The following is a 16,680-nucleotide window of genomic DNA, read 5'->3' on the forward strand; positions in this document are numbered from 1 at the left end:
TAAACTTAATTAACACTTAAACTAAAAAATCAAATGAGCACATTCACAGTAAAGGCTTATGGAGCCGAATCTAAAACGGCAGATTTAGCAGAAATTAATATTGAAAGAAGAGAGGTAACAACGAAAGATGTAGAAATTGAAATTCTATACTGCGGTGTTTGTCACTCCGATCTTCACACAGCAAGAAATGACTGGGGCGGATCTTTGTATCCTGCAGTTCCGGGACACGAAATCGTGGGAAGAGTCACAAATGTAGGAAGCGAGGTTTCTAAATTTAAAGTTGGAGATTTGGCTGCAGTGGGTTGTATGGTAGATTCTTGCGGACATTGCGAAAGTTGTAAGCACGATTTGGAACAATATTGCGAAAATGGATTTACAGGAACATATAACGGACAAGACAAGCATTTGGGAGGTCATACTTTCGGTGGCTATTCTCAGAAAGTGGTTGTAGATGAAGGATTTGTTCTAAGCGTACCTGAAAACCTGGATTTGGCAGCTGTTGCGCCACTTCTTTGTGCAGGAATCACGACTTGGTCACCTTTGAGACACTGGAATGTTGGTCCGAATTCTAAAGTTGCGGTTGTAGGTTTGGGAGGTTTAGGACACATGGCGATCAAACTGGCAAAAGGTTTGGGAGCTGAAGTAACTTTATTCTCAAGAACTCCCGGAAAAACTGAAGATGCTAAAAAATTAGGAGCGGATCATGTGGTAATTTCTACAGAACAGGATCAAATGGATGCTGTGAAAGGAAAATTTGATGTCATTATCGACACTGTTCCTTACGAACACGATATCAATCCTTATTTACAGACTGTTGCCTTAAACGGAACTTTGGTTTTAGTAGGTTTTGTTGGAGAATTTGAAAATGAATCTCCAAGCACAAGACCAATGATTTTCCAACGTCGTTCTGTGGCTGGATCTTTGATCGGAGGTATCGCTGAAACTCAGGAAATGCTTGATTTCTGCGGAAAAAATAATATTGTTTCTGATATTGAATTAATTAAAATTCAGGATATCAACAATGCATATGAAAGAATGCTGAAAAGCGATGTGAAATATCGTTTTGTAATTGATATGCAATCTTTGTAATTCTTCGTATATTTTTAACTAAGACTCTTCGATTTCGGGGAGTCTTTTCTATTTAAAGTTTGGGTTTAGGGTTTAGGGTTTAGGGTTTAGGGAAAATAAATTGTTAGATTCTAAATTGTTAGATTCTAAATTGTTACATTCTAAATTGTTACATTAATTATCATATTTTCCTTCCATATCTTTAAATGCCCATTCCGCCATTAAATGGATGACTGGAATTAATCCTTTTCCTGCCTCGCTCAATTCATAGGTTACGTGAGGCGGAACGACCGGTCTCGCCGTTCTTACTACTAATCCGTCATTTTCCAATTGTTTTAAATGTTGGATCAACATCTTTTCTGTGACTGCTGGAATTGCACGTTTCAATTCACTATATCTTTTGTCACCGTTGGAAAGATGATATAAAATAATAGGTTTCCAGAAGCCACCGATCTTTTCCATAACATAAGTTACGGGACAAGAATCGAGTGCATATTTTTTATTTTGCTGAATTGTCGAACTTTCTTTAATTGCTGCCATAATACATACTTTAGGGTAAGTACTTGTATAAAAGTAAGTACAAATATACCTTTGTATCAGGAAATAACAAAATATTTATAAACAAACAATAAAAAAATATTATGAAAATTATCATCACAGGTTCATTAGGAAACGTAGCGAAACCTCTTGCAGAACAATTAATTGCAGAAGGACACGATATTACTGTAATCAGCAGTAACGAAACTAAAAAAAGTGAAATTGAAAATTTAGGTGCAAAAGCAGCGATTGGTTCTATTACAGATCTAAATTTCTTAATTGAAACTTTTAAAGAAAATGATGCTGCTTTTTTGATGACTCCTCCGAATATGAGATTTGAAAATGTTGTTGAAAACACTATTAATGCAGGAAAAAATTATGCCGAAGCAATCAAGCAAACCGGCGTGAAAAAAGTTGTTATGTTAAGCAGTATCGGTGTAGAATCACCTGTTGAAAATGGTCCGATCAAAGGGCTACACTTTATCGAAAAATTCTACGATGATTTAGAAAATACATCGGTGACTTTTTTAAGAGCAGGATATTTCTATATTAATTTCTTTAATGACATTCCATTAATTAAAAATGCAGGAATTATTGGTGGAAATTTCCCTGGAAATGTAGAAATACCATTGGTTCATCCGAAAGATATTGCGAAAGCTGCAGCGGAAGAATTGACAAAAAATTCTGAAGGTAAAAATGTAAGATATATTGTAAGCGACGTCCGATCCGGAAGTGATTTTGCTAAAGTTTTCGGAAACGCCATCGGAAAACCCGAACTTCCCTGGGTTGAATTTAAAGATGAAGATTCTCTGAATGGAATGCTTCAGGCAGGTCTTCCAAAAGAAATTGCAGAATTGTATACAGAAATGGGACTAGGTTTAAGAAAAGGTGTTGTTCAGAAAGATTTTATTGAACATGGTTGTGTTGTTGACGGAAAGATTAAACTGGAGGAGTTTGCGAATGAATTTGCAGAGAAATTTAATTCTTAATTTTTTCTGTCATTGGTTTTTCTAAAATAGTTTCGGCGAGCCAAAGGCTCGCCGAAACTATTTTAGAAAAATTTATATTAAAAACTTTGAATATACTTTATATCAAAATCTTTCGAGTTTAAATCAGTTTTAACTTCTCCTGAATTTCATACTCTATATTGTTCAGTCGATATATCATGTTAAAGTAATTTTGAAGGCTATTTTATTCTTGATTTTGATACAGTTGTATTTTTTGTTAGATGTTTTTCTATTAATTCCGGAGAAATACAAATTTGCCCTCAAACAAATTTCCGACAATGGGAATGTTTGATATTCTTTCATTAGCAGCATTTATGACTCCTAAAATTATCAGTGCAAAGAATATCAAATTGAGATAAGACAATATTGCCAGAAAAGGAACAAACATCGTAATAAACGAAATGACAATTCCTGTAAATATGCTTAAAATTGATAATCCTAAACTTTGCTCCAAATGTTTAATAAGCAGTTTGCCTCTTGTTTCATTTTTGGAGCCAAAATAGGCAACTGCCCAACCCATAATGGTAATATAACTAATAATAGATAATGTTTTTTGATTCATAATTTTGTTGTACTTCTATATTTATTTTTGTTATGTTATGAAAATTAAAAAAAGATAACACTATGGACTTTAAGAAAAACTTTAGTCGGAAAATAATCGGTTGTTCTTTAATTTGTAATCCATTTTCTATGCTATTAAACACATTCTTAGGTTATCACTTTCCTATTTTGGAGCTAGTTTCCACTGGAAAAATAAAATGGATTTTTTATTCTTTTCCTATTTCCAGTAATTCCAGACATTCCCATCAAACACTGCTAATGTTTTACTTGCAGTATCATAACAGATCATTCCTGGATAAGGACTCTTTACTGTCAAATGAGGGTTCGCAATCCTTGGAAGTATCATCGCCATATTAGAAGATTCCAAAACCAAAACACCTTTTGCATTACTTGTCGCCGAACCGATAATTGCTCCCTGGCTAAGAGTAAAGTCAGCTGAAGAATTGTTTGCTATTGATGTGGAGTTCCCTGCATCGCTTAGATCAACCCAAATGTTATTTTCGAACATTCTAATCTTGCCTGTGCTTTTATCAAATAAAAATGTTCCGTTGTTATTAGATGCAGCAGAAGCTAAAGAATTAGATACATTATCTACTGCCGGTAGAATAATTCCATTGGTATTGGTAGCAATATTATTAAAATCTACAATGGTACTGGTACCTTCTATGTTTTGCTTTCCGCCGAAGGCAACCTGCCCTTTAGAAAAATTATTTACGATAATAAGGATTGTGAGACATACTATTTTTTTCATCTTAGAATTTTTACAATAGAGAATTTGATTATTTTAATTATTACAGCTTTTCTTGATACAGTTCCATGTGCTGCCATTATAAAGCTTTACACATTTTGCTGTGATATCATACATGATCATTCCTGTTTTTGGATCTGATATCTGCCCTTCATTCTGAACCCTTGTGATAACGAACCCTTTTTCTTTAGACTCCAAGGCAATAAATCCATTCGGAATATTTTCCGGCCACCCAGCTTGCTTTTGCTGAACAGTGATTCCTACTTTGGTATATGCATTTGGTGTTCCTGTTGCAGGAAGTTGTGTACATGTACAAGTATTGATAGTTACCCTAACAGGTTTCAAAGTACTGCAGGAGTTGGAATTGGTCGCCTTGATGTAATAAGTTCCTGATATTCCGACAGCAGATGGATTTGGCAATATTGCTGTTGCAGCAGCGTCAGTAAAATAAGTGTAGGCTAAACCGGAATCACTTCCTGCTGTCACTGTTGGTGCAGTAAGATTTACAGTAGAGCCATTACATACTGCAGCAGGATTTACAATTACAAGCGTTGGCAGAGGCTGAATTATAATATTCAAATTACCTGTGCTTGTACTATTGCATGGCGCTCCTAAAGTTATGGTACAAGTAATAGCATTATTGCCTACAGATAATGATGTCAGCGCTATAATCGGATTTTTCAAACCTTTATAATTAGGATCTGATGAGATATTGGAAAATACCCCTGTTGGTCCAGTCCAGTTATAAATAGCAGTAGGAATATTGACATCCAAACTTAGAGTAATAGTAGATCCTGCTTCGCCTGCACAGAAAGTAGCGGTATTAGGCATTCCGTTTACACTGGCTACAGGCGATGCAGCTACTCCTATCTGAGCAGAATTGGTCACCTCATTACCACAGGCATCTTTTACTTTAAACAAATAAGTACCCGAAGCTAAACCACTAAAAGTATTTGCAGACTGGTAAGCCCCATAAGTCGTTCCGCCATCTAAGCTTAATGCATAGGATAAAACGTTGCCCGGAGCTGGTGATGCAGAACTGGCCGCTATGTTTAAAACGCCATTGGTAGAACCTGCCGAACAGATATACCCCCCAGTATTGCTTTTATCTATAGTAATTGTGCTGCTTGCATCGTATGTTACAGTCTGTGTATTGAAAATTGATCCCGATTTGGGTCTGATACCAAAAACATAAGTCCCATAAGATAATCCATTAAAAGGTAAAGATGTAGTTGTATTGGCTAAGTTTCTTACTGCTCCAACATTTGATGGGCCCGAAACAATTACAATCTCATAAAAAGAGGCATCTTCTACTGATGCTGTATTCCCAATAACATTAAAGCCGCCACAAACCGGCGTTGTACTTAAACTACTTAAAACACCTATATATCCAATTGCTGAAAATGTTTGATTATAGGTGCCACAAGGTCCCGAAAACTGAACGGTATAGGTTCCGGCTGGAAGTGTATTACTGGAATATGGTGTCGGAGTAAAACCTAGATTATTAACACCATTTGCCGTTAAAGTTGAACTGCTTGTTAAGCCAACTGTTGAAGATACAGTACTAGAAATTATAGTTGCTTTTATAACATCACCAACGAACCCATTATTTACTGTAATTCCCAAATTAAATGAGTTGTATGCTAGAATTGATTTATTTAGGCCTCCAACAGTATAATTATTAGCAGTAGGAGAAAAAGCAATACTATTTGATCCACTAAAACCTGTAGTTCCTCCTGAAGCATCAACATAAGAAATATTATAGGTTTTGCCTACAACAAAGGAATTTGGTACTTGTCCACTTGCAGAAGTTAATGAATAAAGAATAACATCTGCTGGATTTGTGGTATTAGTAAATGTGAAATTGATAGGATAACAAGCTAAATTACCACCCAAATTTGCATTTTGTATTGCAAGTTGCCCCACTCCTCCACAATTTACCGCTCTATAGTTGAAAAATGTAGTCGTAGGAGTATAAGCTGCTGAGTTACCACATTTATCTTTTAATATATATTTCGGGTTTCCTGCAAGCGCTAAAGTACGGTCGGTTATTCCTCCAGGCAATGTAGAAAAGGTTGTTGTGCCTGGAAAATCAGGTCCTGCCAAATCAGGATTGCCATCTGCATCTATATCTTGCCCATAACTTTGTCCGTTAAACTCTAAACGCCAGGTAAAATTAGCTTTGTCTGTTGCAGTGGCTGGTCTTGTCCCTGTAGTATCGTAACCTAAACCATAGAAAGTATTTATTCGTATTTTGGCTGCACAACTTCCATTTGTTATCCTATTCAAAACTAATCCGGCTGGTAAGATACCACCAATTAAAACTCCACTTTGAGTAATAGATGTCGCGCCAGTTATCGTTGTACCACAATTATCAGTTACACTCACCAGATAGCTGCCAACGGGTAACGCTGCAAATGTATGTGTGGTTGCACTTTTTGCAACGGAGGTTTCCATTACTGCATTGGTCGCAATATTTTTAATACTGTAAACATAATTTGCTCTACCACCTGTAACTGTTGTTGTCAAAGCTATCATTCCTGTTGTACAAGGTGTGGTTGCAGTTGGTGTATTTACTGTCATTGCCGTATAACCATTAGATACTGTAATATTGGTGCTTGTGTAGACTGTACCCGATGCACTTGTTCTTCCTTTTAATGTATATATTCCACTTAATAAACCAGTAAAAACATTGTTATTAGTATATTGGTTTGTATCCCCTACAACTGGAGCTATGGGTGAGCCAGATAATAATAATTGGTATTGGGGTGTTGCACCTAAGCCTGTGCTGGCTGCAGTAATTGTTCCGCCACCATTACATCCATTTGTACTAGTTGTACCAGAAACTGTTTGTGCAAGTGTTTTATTTCCAATCAATTGTATCAAGAATATTGATAATGTGATAATTAATAATTTAATTTTTGATTTCATTTGTATTATTTATGTGCAGAAATTTTTTTTAAGGCTACATTTTCTGAGATATTAATCAAAAAATGCTTGAGTGTGAAAAATGGAAGACGACTTTTACAATGTTCTAATTGCAAGTATAAAGTGTCTTATAAAGATTTAGAAGTTATGCTATCAGGATTTGAGACGCCAATAAAATGGCTGGTATTAATGTTCTTCATCATTTGTGTTTTTGAATTTGACTGCAAATTTTATAAATTTTTCAGTCTCTATATCGAAGCATTTCACACTATACTGAAATTGTTTAACATGAGAATATAAAAACTTAATTATCAGAATTTTAAATATTGGAAAAAAAATTAAAAATATTGATATTGTTTATATTTTGAGATATTTTTTTAGAAATTGTTTTACTATTAAAACGTAATTTCTCTTTTTAGTTTTACCTGAAAAATGCCTTTTAGCAAAATTTTGATTGTGAACGTGATTTTGTATATTTGGCAATCGAAATTTTGGTATATTATTTAAACCAGATTGTCAAATTAAGAATAGGATAAATAAGTGATTTACATGTTTGGTGTGAAGTTCCTTATTTTCGCAGAACCTCCAAATAAAATTAAGATGATAGCTCCACGCTTTCTTGTATAATTAAGATATTTGTTTTTAAGTATGGAGAATTTAAAAAAGCAATTAAATAACAAAAGAAGAGAATTTAGCAAATGGTTTACTTTTTCTATTCTCGGGGTATTATTATTTTATATAGCTCTAATTTTTATTATAAAGAATATTGGTAATCAACCATTTGCTCTACCAAAAAACATACTTATTTTTGGTTTTGTAATCGCGTTATATATTAGTTATCTTATTTCTAAAACACAGTTTAATTTTGTAACCATTTACCGAATTATCTCAATTTCAATTTTTCTACTGCTTACCTATGTTAGCATGTTGTTATGTGAAATTTCGCAAATCATTTATCTGTTCTATATTCCTTTAATATTGATGGTAATGTTACTTACTACTTTTAGAAAAAGTATTTATTTCACATTTTTTATTATTATAGTATGCTATTTTATAAAAGATATTTCTGGCTTCTTACAAATTGCTTTGGACAAGAACTTATATCATGATTATTCTTATGCATTACACTATCAAGAATATATAATGATAGCTGTTGCTACTTATTTTACATTTCTTATTCTTTATTATTATATTGAGTTTAGTAAAATACAGAATAACTATATTTATGTAAATACTATTGAATCTGAAAAAAAAGTAGAACCAGAAAAATTTGCAGAAGTTAATGAGGAATATTCCAATCCAGATAATACGATACAAAAATTATTATATCAAAAAATAATAGATTTCTTCGAAACAGAAAAACCTTACCAAAAATCAGATTTTAGTATTAAGAAATTGGCAGACCTACTTGACACCAATACTACTTATATTTCCAGAGCATTGAATATATATGGCAAAAAAAATTTCAGTACTCTGGTAAATGAATACAGAATAGCACAAATAAAGGATGAACTTGCTAAAAACACTCATCTGAAATTTACATTAGAATATGTTTACTCAAAAGCCGGTTTTACAAAACAACCAACCTTTAACAGGGTTTTTAAAGAGCAAACCGGGGTTACTCCTTCTGAATATTTGGAAAGCCTAAATATATCTGTTGATAATAACAATCTACTATAAACTTTAGTTATAAAACATTTTAACACAAGGTGTAACGAAGAAAAATCATAAAGAATAGCACTTTTCAACATCAAGAGAAGTTGAAAGATTAGTTTTTCTCTTTCAAAGTTTTTTTCAGGACTTTCAATTTACCGTCAATCGGCTGATCGATTTTTAATCCTAAAATTTCAGCAACTAAAGGATAAACATTGATGTTTGCAAATTCATCAATCACCAAATTATTTTTGAATTCAGGTCCCCAAGCAAAAAAAGTGGCTTTCATTTCAGGAACAATTTTTGGGTTGTAACCGTGTTTTCCGACAGAAGTTTTCTTTCCTTTTTCCAAAAATATTTTTGGCGCTTTTGGAATTAATAAAATTTGTCCAATTCTGTTGTATCGATCATCTCTAGTTCCGAAGTGAAGATATTTTGGAAGTTTTTTATCCAAATAAACCTCATAATCATCCGTTTTATTTTCCTTTAACTCTTTGTAAACATTTTTAACCTTATCCTGATTTTTAACGTAAACTCTTAACAACGTCTGAGAATTATAAATATCAAATTTATCTTTATTTAAAAGCATGGCAGGAATTTCCAAAGGACTTCCGCCATCCACTTTTATCATTCCGTGATCTGAAACGAAAACAAAGTTTACATTTTTTAATCCTAAATCATTTACTTCTTGAACCAATTCTCCAATTGCATTATCAACTAAATGAACTGCATCTTCTGTTTCCTTTGTATCTGGTCCGAAATGATGTCCGCTTCCGTCAACTTCAGGAAAATATAGAGAAATGAAATGTGGTCTTTTATCCATCGGTAATTTTAACCACTCGATTACTTTATCTACCTTTTCAGAAGGTGAGAATTTTTCGTGATAAGGATAATAATATGTTGGCCTTTTTCCTCCTGCATCACTTGCAGAGCCTACCCACATCAACGACGCAGAAACCATTCCTTGCTTTTCAGCCAATCCCCAAAGTGGAGTTCCACCATACCAACTTCCGTCTTCTGCATTTTTTTTGTCGCTCATTGCATAGCTTTCTTTTCGCTTATAATCGTAGAAGAAATTATCAATCAACCCATGATGAGAAGGATACAAACCTGTAATTAAAGTCCAGTGATTTGGGAAAGTGATACTCGGATAACTTGGAAACATTGCTTTTGCCTGAACTCCTTCGTTTGAAAGTCTCAAAAGATTTTCCGCATTGTATTTTTTAGCGTAATCATAACGAAAACCATCTGTAGAAATCATGATTACGTAAGGTTTTGTCTGTGCTTCAACGCTATTATATCTATTTGGAATAACAACCTGAGTTGTATCTACATTTCCTTTCTGAGCAAAAAATGTCAACGAAAAAATCAACAGGAAGAATTGTAATCCTTGCTTCATTATTTAAATTTTCTGCAAAGTTACTTCCTGTATTGCTCACAGAAAAGTTTCCTGAGTTAAAAAAACATTAAAAGCATTTTTTAGAATTGTTGTAAATAAAAGAATTTTTATATTTGATTTAAAACACGGAAAATAATAGAAGTTATATTTGATCTAGTAGGAAATTTCGTTCGGTGGATCGTTATATATCATTGTGATTCAAAAGAAATGAATAAAAAATACAATTCCAATCCAAAATCTGAAGGATTGAAGAATACTTTAGCAGGAGTTGTATTATGGCTTTTAATACTATTTAGTTTATTTCAATAGAAAAGAGACCGTCTCAAAAGTGAGATAGTCTTTTTTATGCAAAAAGGAAAGCCAAGGCTTCCAAATAGTTGCAAATTGATTAATTTACTGAGTGTTAACTACTTCAAAAATAGTCTTAGATTATAATCCTAAAGAAAATTTACTTTTTCCTCCCAATTTGTCGGAGTTGATTCATTTGAAGCATCCTGTGAGAATTGTTTCAAACATTATTGATAGTTTGGATATTACAAACCTGATCAAAACATACAAGTTTGACGGAACCTCTTGTTACCATCCGAAAATGCATTTATCAGATTTCCCATTTAGAAAAATATCATTTTGAATCCAGTGTACTAGAGCAAAAATGTAGTGTACTGGAATAAAAACCAAGAGTATTGGAATAAAAATGCAGTAAACTACAATAAAAAACTACTGCACTGGAACAAAAACAGACTGTACTATCATAAAACCGTAGTACAGTAGATCTAAAATATAGTGTACTCTGATAAACACTTAGGAAAGTAAAACAAATCCCTAGTGAAATAGATAAAAATGTTAAAAAGTGAAATAAATAAAAACAATATTATATATTTATCCCCGTTATTTTTTAAAATAAAACACTATGGGAATACAAAAAGAAGAGTATGTACCGATCGCCGATGTATTACTAATAAGTCTAACTAGAGATCTGGACATCTTCCAATCAGAAAATCATTTATTTAATTCTTCCTATCTGTCAGCAATGCAAAATAAAACAGATGAGGTAAGAGCAAAAGAAACCGGAGATGCCGTGCTTGTACAGCAAAAACAGACCACTCAAGATCTCTATTTATTGGGAAATGAAGCGAATAAACCAATAAAGCTTCTGAATTTGGTATTAAGTAAAGCGAATGTAAAAACTACATTGGCAAGTGATGTTCTAAAGAAAATCAGGAAACGAAATTTCGAAGGAGCATTGTTGTCGCTCAAGTCATTGAAACAGGTAGTTTCTGCACAATCTGCCTTACTGATTGCAAACGGTATGAAAGCAGATACCGAAACAATGCTGGAAAATGCATTTAATAATATAACGGCTACTTGGCGTGGACTTGTTTATTTGTACACAGGTATACCAGTACCTCCCTTACAGTAGATATAACTCCACGCTTTCTTATTTTTTAAATAATTTTTCCAACCTAACGTAAAAAAACTGCATCTGTATATAATACGACACAGTTTGTCGTGTATGCATACTAATTTTGCCAAATAGGGTAAAAAATTAACAGTAATATTTTTTAATAATAAAAAACTAAAAAAAACAAAAACCATGATCAACACAAATGACTTTCAGACAAATTCTGTTTACAATAATAACAATTCTTTAAGATTGGGGTTTCCCTTATTTTCTTACGCGAAACTCTTCATAATTTCGCACACAAATAATAACTAAAAACTTAACACTAAGAATGAAAAGACTTTATGTGACTACACTTTCCATGTGCACGGTTCTGGGTATTCAGGCTCAGGAAACACAAGTGGTCTGGCAAAAGGACATCAAATCCTCGACACAGGATTTTTTGAGCCAGGTCACCACAACAATTGACGGGCAGTATTTGATTACCGGAAGCAGTATTCAAAGCAGTACGCTTCAGGCAGCAGGCAGTAAACAGAATAATGGCTATGATTTCCATTTGGTCAAACTGAATCAGCAGGGCGATGAAGTTTGGGAGAAATATTTCTCGGGAAAGAATCATGATTTTTTATCGGCAACCGTGAATACGCAGGAAGGAGGTTTCGTTTTGGCAGGCACTTCGTACAGTGGAAAAGGGCTTGATAAAAAAGAAGAATCCAAAGGCGGATCTGACATCTGGCTGATCAGGATCAATGAATTCGGGGATGAACTGTGGCAGAAAACAATTGGTTCTGCAGGCGATGAAGAAGCAAGAAGCGTGATCCAAACGACCGATTTCGGGTATTTTGTTACGGGAAACACCACCCTTCGAGAGCCTCAGGGTTTAAAAGGATTCGGTTCCAAAGATGTTTTGATTGTAAGACTGGATAAAGATGGGAAAGAATTATCTCAGATTGTTTTAGGCGGAAAAGGACTCGATGAAGTTGAAAAAATAATCCCTACAAAAGATGGCGGAGCTTTATTGGGAGTTTATTCAAGAAGCAATGTAGGTGGTTCAAAGAAAACTGACAATTACGGAGAAGGCGATTACTGGATCATCAAGCTTTCCAAAGACGGCAAAGTAGAATGGGAAAAGAACTTTGGAGGCAAAGGTGATGATCATTTAAGAACACTGGCTTTAACTTCAACGGGATATTTAATCGGTGGAGAATCGAGATCGGAAAGATCAGGGAACAAAACCGTTGGTATTGAAGAAGGTACTGACCTTTGGTTAATTTCTTTGAATGAAAGAGGCGAAGAAATCTGGCAGAAATCTTACAACTTCAAAAACAGGGATGTTTTAATGGGAATGAGTGTGATTCACAATCCGTCAACCAACAACAATCAACCATCAACCAAAGGCATTTTATTGGGCGGTTATACTCAGGCAGAAGGAAGAATTGAGACAGATGATGAAACTTTCTGGATGCTGTATTTAGACCAAAATGGTAATGAACAATGGAGAAAACACGTGAAAGGAGAATCCAGAAAAAGAGAGGAAAGACTTTCTGATATTAAACTGAACAGAGACGGTTCGATCATTCTTGTCGGAACAAGCGCAGAAGAACTCGGAAAAGAGAACTGGAAGATTGTAAAACTGGGAGACAGACAACTCGATCAGCTGATCGAGAAACAGGATATTAAGATCTATCCGAATCCTGTATCAGATTATACTTATGTGGAAATTGGCTTTGATTTTAAAGATGCTGAAATTATAATGTATGACATGGGCGGAAGACAGCTGCAGAGTGTTAAAACCAAAAATAAGGTAACCAAGATCAATACGCAGCCACTCATTCAGGGAGCGTATCTGGTTTCTGTGAAAACCGATGCAGGAAAAACCGCTAATGCTAAACTGATTAAAAAGTAAATACAAATGAGAAAGATAATAGTAATAATATTCAGTCTGTTTTTTTATCAGATTGTAAATTCTCAAACCCATCTGGGAAATGAAACAACAAATATAGTTCCGCCATCTCCACAATCAGCAGAAATGGCTAGCTATGGTAACCAACCATTAAATGAATATAAAGGAATGGCTCAAATTAGCATTCCCATTACAGGAGTTAAGGAAAAAAATATCTTTAATAATATTGAGTTGAAATATTCAAAGTTGGGAGTTAAAGTAAATGACATTCCAAATAATGTAGGGGTTAGTTGGCTACTTGAAATGGGTGGAGTAATCACAAGAACAATATATGATTTACCTGATGAGATGCAGCTTCCTTCTAAAAGATTGATTTTTGATAATTTATATGGAGTAAATACTTTGACCCAGTCGCCAAATGGTTCTGCAAATGCTACTTTGCTGAATACATATGTAAAAGATGTGACTCTAGATAATGAAGTTGATATCTTTAATATTTCAGTAAGCGGACTTAGTGGCAGTTTCTATTTGGACAAAGATTTAAATCCCGTATTATTATCAGATACCCATCAATTCAAAATAGAAACAGTAGGAAACTTTAAAACTACCCATTCTTTTATTTTGACGACAAATGAAGGTATAAAATATTATTTCGGTGGAAGTAATGCTATGGAAAGAACTTTTGTAAGAGATACTCCTGAATTTGGTGGTTTTACCAGTTTTTATTTAACCAAAATCCAGAATATTCAAGGGAATGAAATAAACTTTGAGTATAAAGATATCGGAGCAAAAATTACTCACATATCTGAAACTGAATGGAAAGTCATTCGAACTCAAGTATATCAAGATTGTGGATCCGAAACACCGTTGGGATCCAGTAAAACACATTCTGATTTTGTTTTAAAAATATATGATAGCAAAGTTTTAACTTTTATTAGAGGAGAGCAGACAACGATTAAAATTAATTATGATTCTATTGACATTGATAAATTGTCTTCAATAGAAATTTTCAACAGAGATAAAAAATATCGGGAATTTGATTTTAATTATTTAAACGCAGCACCTACTGTAAAGAGATTTTTTTTATCAAGCATTAAAATATACAATTTCGTAAATGATAATAAAATATTTGATAACGAATATTCTTTTGAATATAACGATCCGCTTGCAATACCTGCAAGAATGACACACAGCACAGATTTATATGGCTATTACAATGGTACAGGTTCTTCTACTTCATTACCTAATCTGAATTTATTAATTGGAGATGGAACAGGAACTTCTTTCCCTGATGTAGTAGGACTTGCTGACAGAAGATCAGATTTTAATTATGCAGTAAAAGGAACTCTTAAATCAATTACTTATCCTACTAAAGGTAAAACGTTTTTTGAATATGAAGGATTAGGTCAGAAAACTATTGTATACGATAGTAAATCCGGACAATTGGATGCTGATGAAGTTCCTGCCAATACAGAAACTTTTTCTTTTCTTAATGGGAGTGAAGTAATGGATGATAAGATTAATGTAAAATTATTTGTATCTCAACATGTTGTAAGTGGTCCTCCGGCAAATGTAACTGCCAATTTCAAAATATTGGACGCTACAACAAATGAAATATTAATTGAAAAAAATATAATTCTTCCTAAACCTACTTTTGGACAGGACGGGCCATCTCAAAACACTATAACTTTTGATTTTGCAACCGAAAAAAGCAGACATTATAAAATTGTCATGAAGCTTTTGAGAACAAACTATCATGATATAGGTGATTATGAAGTCGTTTATAAAAATAGATATGAAGAGGTAAATAATGTAGGACTCAGATTAAAAAAATCCTATGATTTTGATGGTGCCAATACTACAAATATTAAAAGATTATATTATACCTCATTTGATAATATAAATAAACCTGATCTTCTTCCAGATAATCTTTACACAGTGGGTGGATATACTACTTATCTTTATTCTATTAAAGCATGTAATAACAGTGACGGCTCTGTTTCATTTGCTCCGAAAGCAATTCAGCAAACCATTCTCTCTTCACAAAGTTCTAATGATTATTTTGATACAGCCACATCTTTTCCTATAGTTACAGTTAGCTATGGAGGAGACAATTTTGAAAAAGGAGGAGAAGAGAAAAGATTTATAGATGGGGTATTTGACAGGACAGACTCCTTTTATTCTCCACCACCAACCTCCGGAACTGCCTTTTTTGGAGACTCTTCCGATTTAAGCTTGCTCACGGGGTCTGCTGTAAAAGATTTTAATCGCAGTGTGTTATATGAAGATTACAATGGAAAATTAATAGAAAACAGAGTCTTTTCAAATCTAATTAATGGAAAAGCTTATATGAAGCAGAAAATTGTTTTTAATTATGATTTTATAGAATCAAAAACGATCTATAATCTCATGGGAACATCTATTTATCAACAGTTTTTTTATTCCTCAGGAGAAGATCCTAATAATCTTATAACAAATTTAGCACTGTTTTCCCTTCCAAGAAAATCTTACTCTACTCCGTTAAATAATAAAATAGAAACTATATATTTTGAAGATATTCAAGTTGATGTAGAAGATGATTCATCTTATAAAAAACTTACCACGACAACAAATTACTTTTATAATAATTCGTATAAGCAATTAAGCAAGCAGATCACAGTAACCCCTGAAAATAGTATTAAGGAAACTATTTATTCTTACGCCGCTGAAAAGAACAACCAATTAATGATCAGTAAAAACATGATCGGGATCCCTTTGGAAACCACAACGACGCAAACCATCGGCACTGTAACCAAAACATTAGGCAGATCAGAAATCATTTATCCAACTTCCCTTCCAACATCACAATCCGGAAATCTGGTAGTACCTCTTTCCGTACAATCTTACAATCTTGAAAATAATACACCGACAACGGATCTCACTTACGATAAATATGATTCAAAAGGTAACCTTCAACAGTATACTACAAAGGATGGCGTCTCCACAACAATTATTTGGGGTTACAACCAAACTCAGCCTATTGCAAAAATTGGAGGAGCAAAACTTTCGGATATCCAGCAATCGTTAATTGATTCCATTGTCAGTGCTTCTGATACTGATGCTTCTGCAACCGCTTCAAATGATGAGTCTGCATTCCTTGCTTTAATGGATAGTTTCAGAAAAGATTCAAGCTTGTCTAATTATCAGATTACAACCTACACTTATGATCCTTTAATCGGTGTTAGAAGCATTACTCCGCCATCAGGAATAAGAGAAGTTTATATCTACGATTCCGCCAACAGGCTGAAAGAGATCAGGGAGAATAATCAGACAGGGAATATCCTGAAAGAATTCAAATACAATTACAAAAACTAAAAACGATGAAAAAGATATTAATCCCCATAGGAACTTTGCTTATATCAGGTTTGGTTCACGCTCAGCTGAGTTCCACAGAAAATTATATCCAAAGCAGGACTTATTTAGAGCCTGTCACCA

11 protein-coding genes are annotated in these 16,680 nt (G+C 33.8%); 6 read left to right on the plus strand and 5 right to left on the minus strand.

Annotated features, from left to right (window positions below; all coding sequences use genetic code 11):
* Window positions 1-33: 33 nt before the first annotated feature.
* A complete protein-coding gene (locus ABD940_RS16595; RefSeq protein WP_345206471.1) occupies window positions 34-1,089 on the plus strand; it encodes an NAD(P)-dependent alcohol dehydrogenase in 1,056 nt (351 codons plus the stop codon).
* Between the two features lie 153 nt (window positions 1,090-1,242).
* On the opposite strand, the gene ABD940_RS16600 is transcribed toward ABD940_RS16595, so the two are convergent.
* Complete coding sequence (locus ABD940_RS16600; RefSeq protein WP_345206473.1) at window positions 1,243-1,608, minus strand: winged helix-turn-helix transcriptional regulator; 366 nt, start codon at window positions 1,606-1,608, stop codon at window positions 1,243-1,245.
* 101 nt (window positions 1,609-1,709) lie between these two features.
* Here ABD940_RS16600 and ABD940_RS16605 point away from each other — a divergent pair, with 101 nt between their 5' ends.
* Window positions 1,710-2,594 (plus strand): NmrA family NAD(P)-binding protein, encoded by an 885-nt coding sequence (locus ABD940_RS16605; protein WP_345206476.1) that lies wholly within the window; start codon window positions 1,710-1,712, stop codon window positions 2,592-2,594.
* Between the two features lie 250 nt (window positions 2,595-2,844).
* Here ABD940_RS16605 and ABD940_RS16610 read toward each other — a convergent pair whose 3' ends face one another.
* The 3 genes from ABD940_RS16610 to ABD940_RS16620 all read right to left on the minus strand — a co-directional run bounded on the left by ABD940_RS16610 (window position 2,845) and on the right by ABD940_RS16620 (window position 6,852).
* Window positions 2,845-3,174, minus strand: coding sequence for a DUF4870 domain-containing protein (locus ABD940_RS16610; protein ID WP_345206479.1), 330 nt, complete (start codon window positions 3,172-3,174; stop codon window positions 2,845-2,847).
* A gap of 216 nt (window positions 3,175-3,390) precedes the next feature.
* Complete coding sequence (locus ABD940_RS16615; RefSeq protein WP_345206482.1) at window positions 3,391-3,924, minus strand: hypothetical protein; 534 nt, start codon at window positions 3,922-3,924, stop codon at window positions 3,391-3,393.
* A gap of 33 nt (window positions 3,925-3,957) precedes the next feature.
* Window positions 3,958-6,852 carry a beta strand repeat-containing protein gene (locus ABD940_RS16620; RefSeq protein ID WP_345206484.1) on the minus strand — a complete coding sequence of 965 codons (2,895 nt, stop codon included), beginning with the start codon at window positions 6,850-6,852 and terminating at the stop codon, window positions 3,958-3,960.
* 645 nt (window positions 6,853-7,497) lie between these two features.
* Here ABD940_RS16620 and ABD940_RS16625 point away from each other — a divergent pair.
* On the plus strand, window positions 7,498-8,529 hold the full coding sequence (locus tag ABD940_RS16625; protein ID WP_345206487.1) for a helix-turn-helix domain-containing protein: 1,032 nt from the start codon (window positions 7,498-7,500) through the stop codon (window positions 8,527-8,529).
* Between the two features lie 88 nt (window positions 8,530-8,617).
* Here the strand turns inward: ABD940_RS16625 and ABD940_RS16630 are convergent, their stop codons facing one another.
* Window positions 8,618-9,901, minus strand: a complete 1,284-nt coding sequence (locus tag ABD940_RS16630) for an alkaline phosphatase family protein (protein WP_345206489.1) — start codon at window positions 9,899-9,901, stop codon at window positions 8,618-8,620.
* Window positions 9,902-10,931: 1,030 nt separating this feature from the next.
* On the opposite strand from ABD940_RS16630, the gene ABD940_RS16635 reads away from it, so the two are divergent.
* From ABD940_RS16635 to ABD940_RS16645, 3 genes are all read left to right on the plus strand, one after another.
* A complete protein-coding gene (locus ABD940_RS16635) occupies window positions 10,932-11,321 on the plus strand; it encodes a hypothetical protein (RefSeq protein ID WP_345206492.1) in 390 nt (129 codons plus the stop codon).
* Window positions 11,322-11,634: 313 nt separating this feature from the next.
* Window positions 11,635-13,209 (plus strand): T9SS type A sorting domain-containing protein, encoded by a 1,575-nt coding sequence (locus ABD940_RS16640; protein WP_345206494.1) that lies wholly within the window; start codon window positions 11,635-11,637, stop codon window positions 13,207-13,209.
* Window positions 13,210-13,215: 6 nt separating this feature from the next.
* Window positions 13,216-16,560 carry a hypothetical protein gene (locus tag ABD940_RS16645; protein WP_345206497.1) on the plus strand — a complete coding sequence of 1,115 codons (3,345 nt, stop codon included), beginning with the start codon at window positions 13,216-13,218 and terminating at the stop codon, window positions 16,558-16,560.
* Window positions 16,561-16,680: the final 120 nt, after the last annotated feature.

Origin of the sequence: Chryseobacterium ginsengisoli (assembly GCF_039542325.1) — a bacterium.
Taxonomy (GTDB): domain Bacteria; phylum Bacteroidota; class Bacteroidia; order Flavobacteriales; family Weeksellaceae; genus Chryseobacterium; species Chryseobacterium ginsengisoli.

Bases quoted from the DNA above. Each gene is read 5' to 3' on its own strand.
- ABD940_RS16605 (WP_345206476.1), top strand. From the start codon at position 1,710: ATGAAAATTATCATCACAGGTTCATTAGGAAACGTAGCGAAACCTCTT.
- ABD940_RS16625 (WP_345206487.1), top strand. From the start codon at position 7,498: ATGGAGAATTTAAAAAAGCAATTAAATAACAAAAGAAGAGAATTTAGC.
- ABD940_RS16610 (WP_345206479.1), bottom strand. From the start codon at position 3,174: ATGAATCAAAAAACATTATCTATTATTAGTTATATTACCATTATGGGT.
- ABD940_RS16635 (WP_345206492.1), top strand. From the start codon at position 10,932: ATGCAAAATAAAACAGATGAGGTAAGAGCAAAAGAAACCGGAGATGCC.
- ABD940_RS16640 (WP_345206494.1), top strand. From the start codon at position 11,635: ATGAAAAGACTTTATGTGACTACACTTTCCATGTGCACGGTTCTGGGT.
- ABD940_RS16615 (WP_345206482.1), bottom strand. From the start codon at position 3,924: ATGAAAAAAATAGTATGTCTCACAATCCTTATTATCGTAAATAATTTT.
- ABD940_RS16600 (WP_345206473.1), bottom strand. From the start codon at position 1,608: ATGGCAGCAATTAAAGAAAGTTCGACAATTCAGCAAAATAAAAAATAT.
- ABD940_RS16645 (WP_345206497.1), top strand. From the start codon at position 13,216: ATGAGAAAGATAATAGTAATAATATTCAGTCTGTTTTTTTATCAGATT.
- ABD940_RS16595 (WP_345206471.1), top strand. From the start codon at position 34: ATGAGCACATTCACAGTAAAGGCTTATGGAGCCGAATCTAAAACGGCA.
- ABD940_RS16620 (WP_345206484.1), bottom strand. From the start codon at position 6,852: ATGAAATCAAAAATTAAATTATTAATTATCACATTATCAATATTCTTG.
- ABD940_RS16630 (WP_345206489.1), bottom strand. From the start codon at position 9,901: ATGAAGCAAGGATTACAATTCTTCCTGTTGATTTTTTCGTTGACATTT.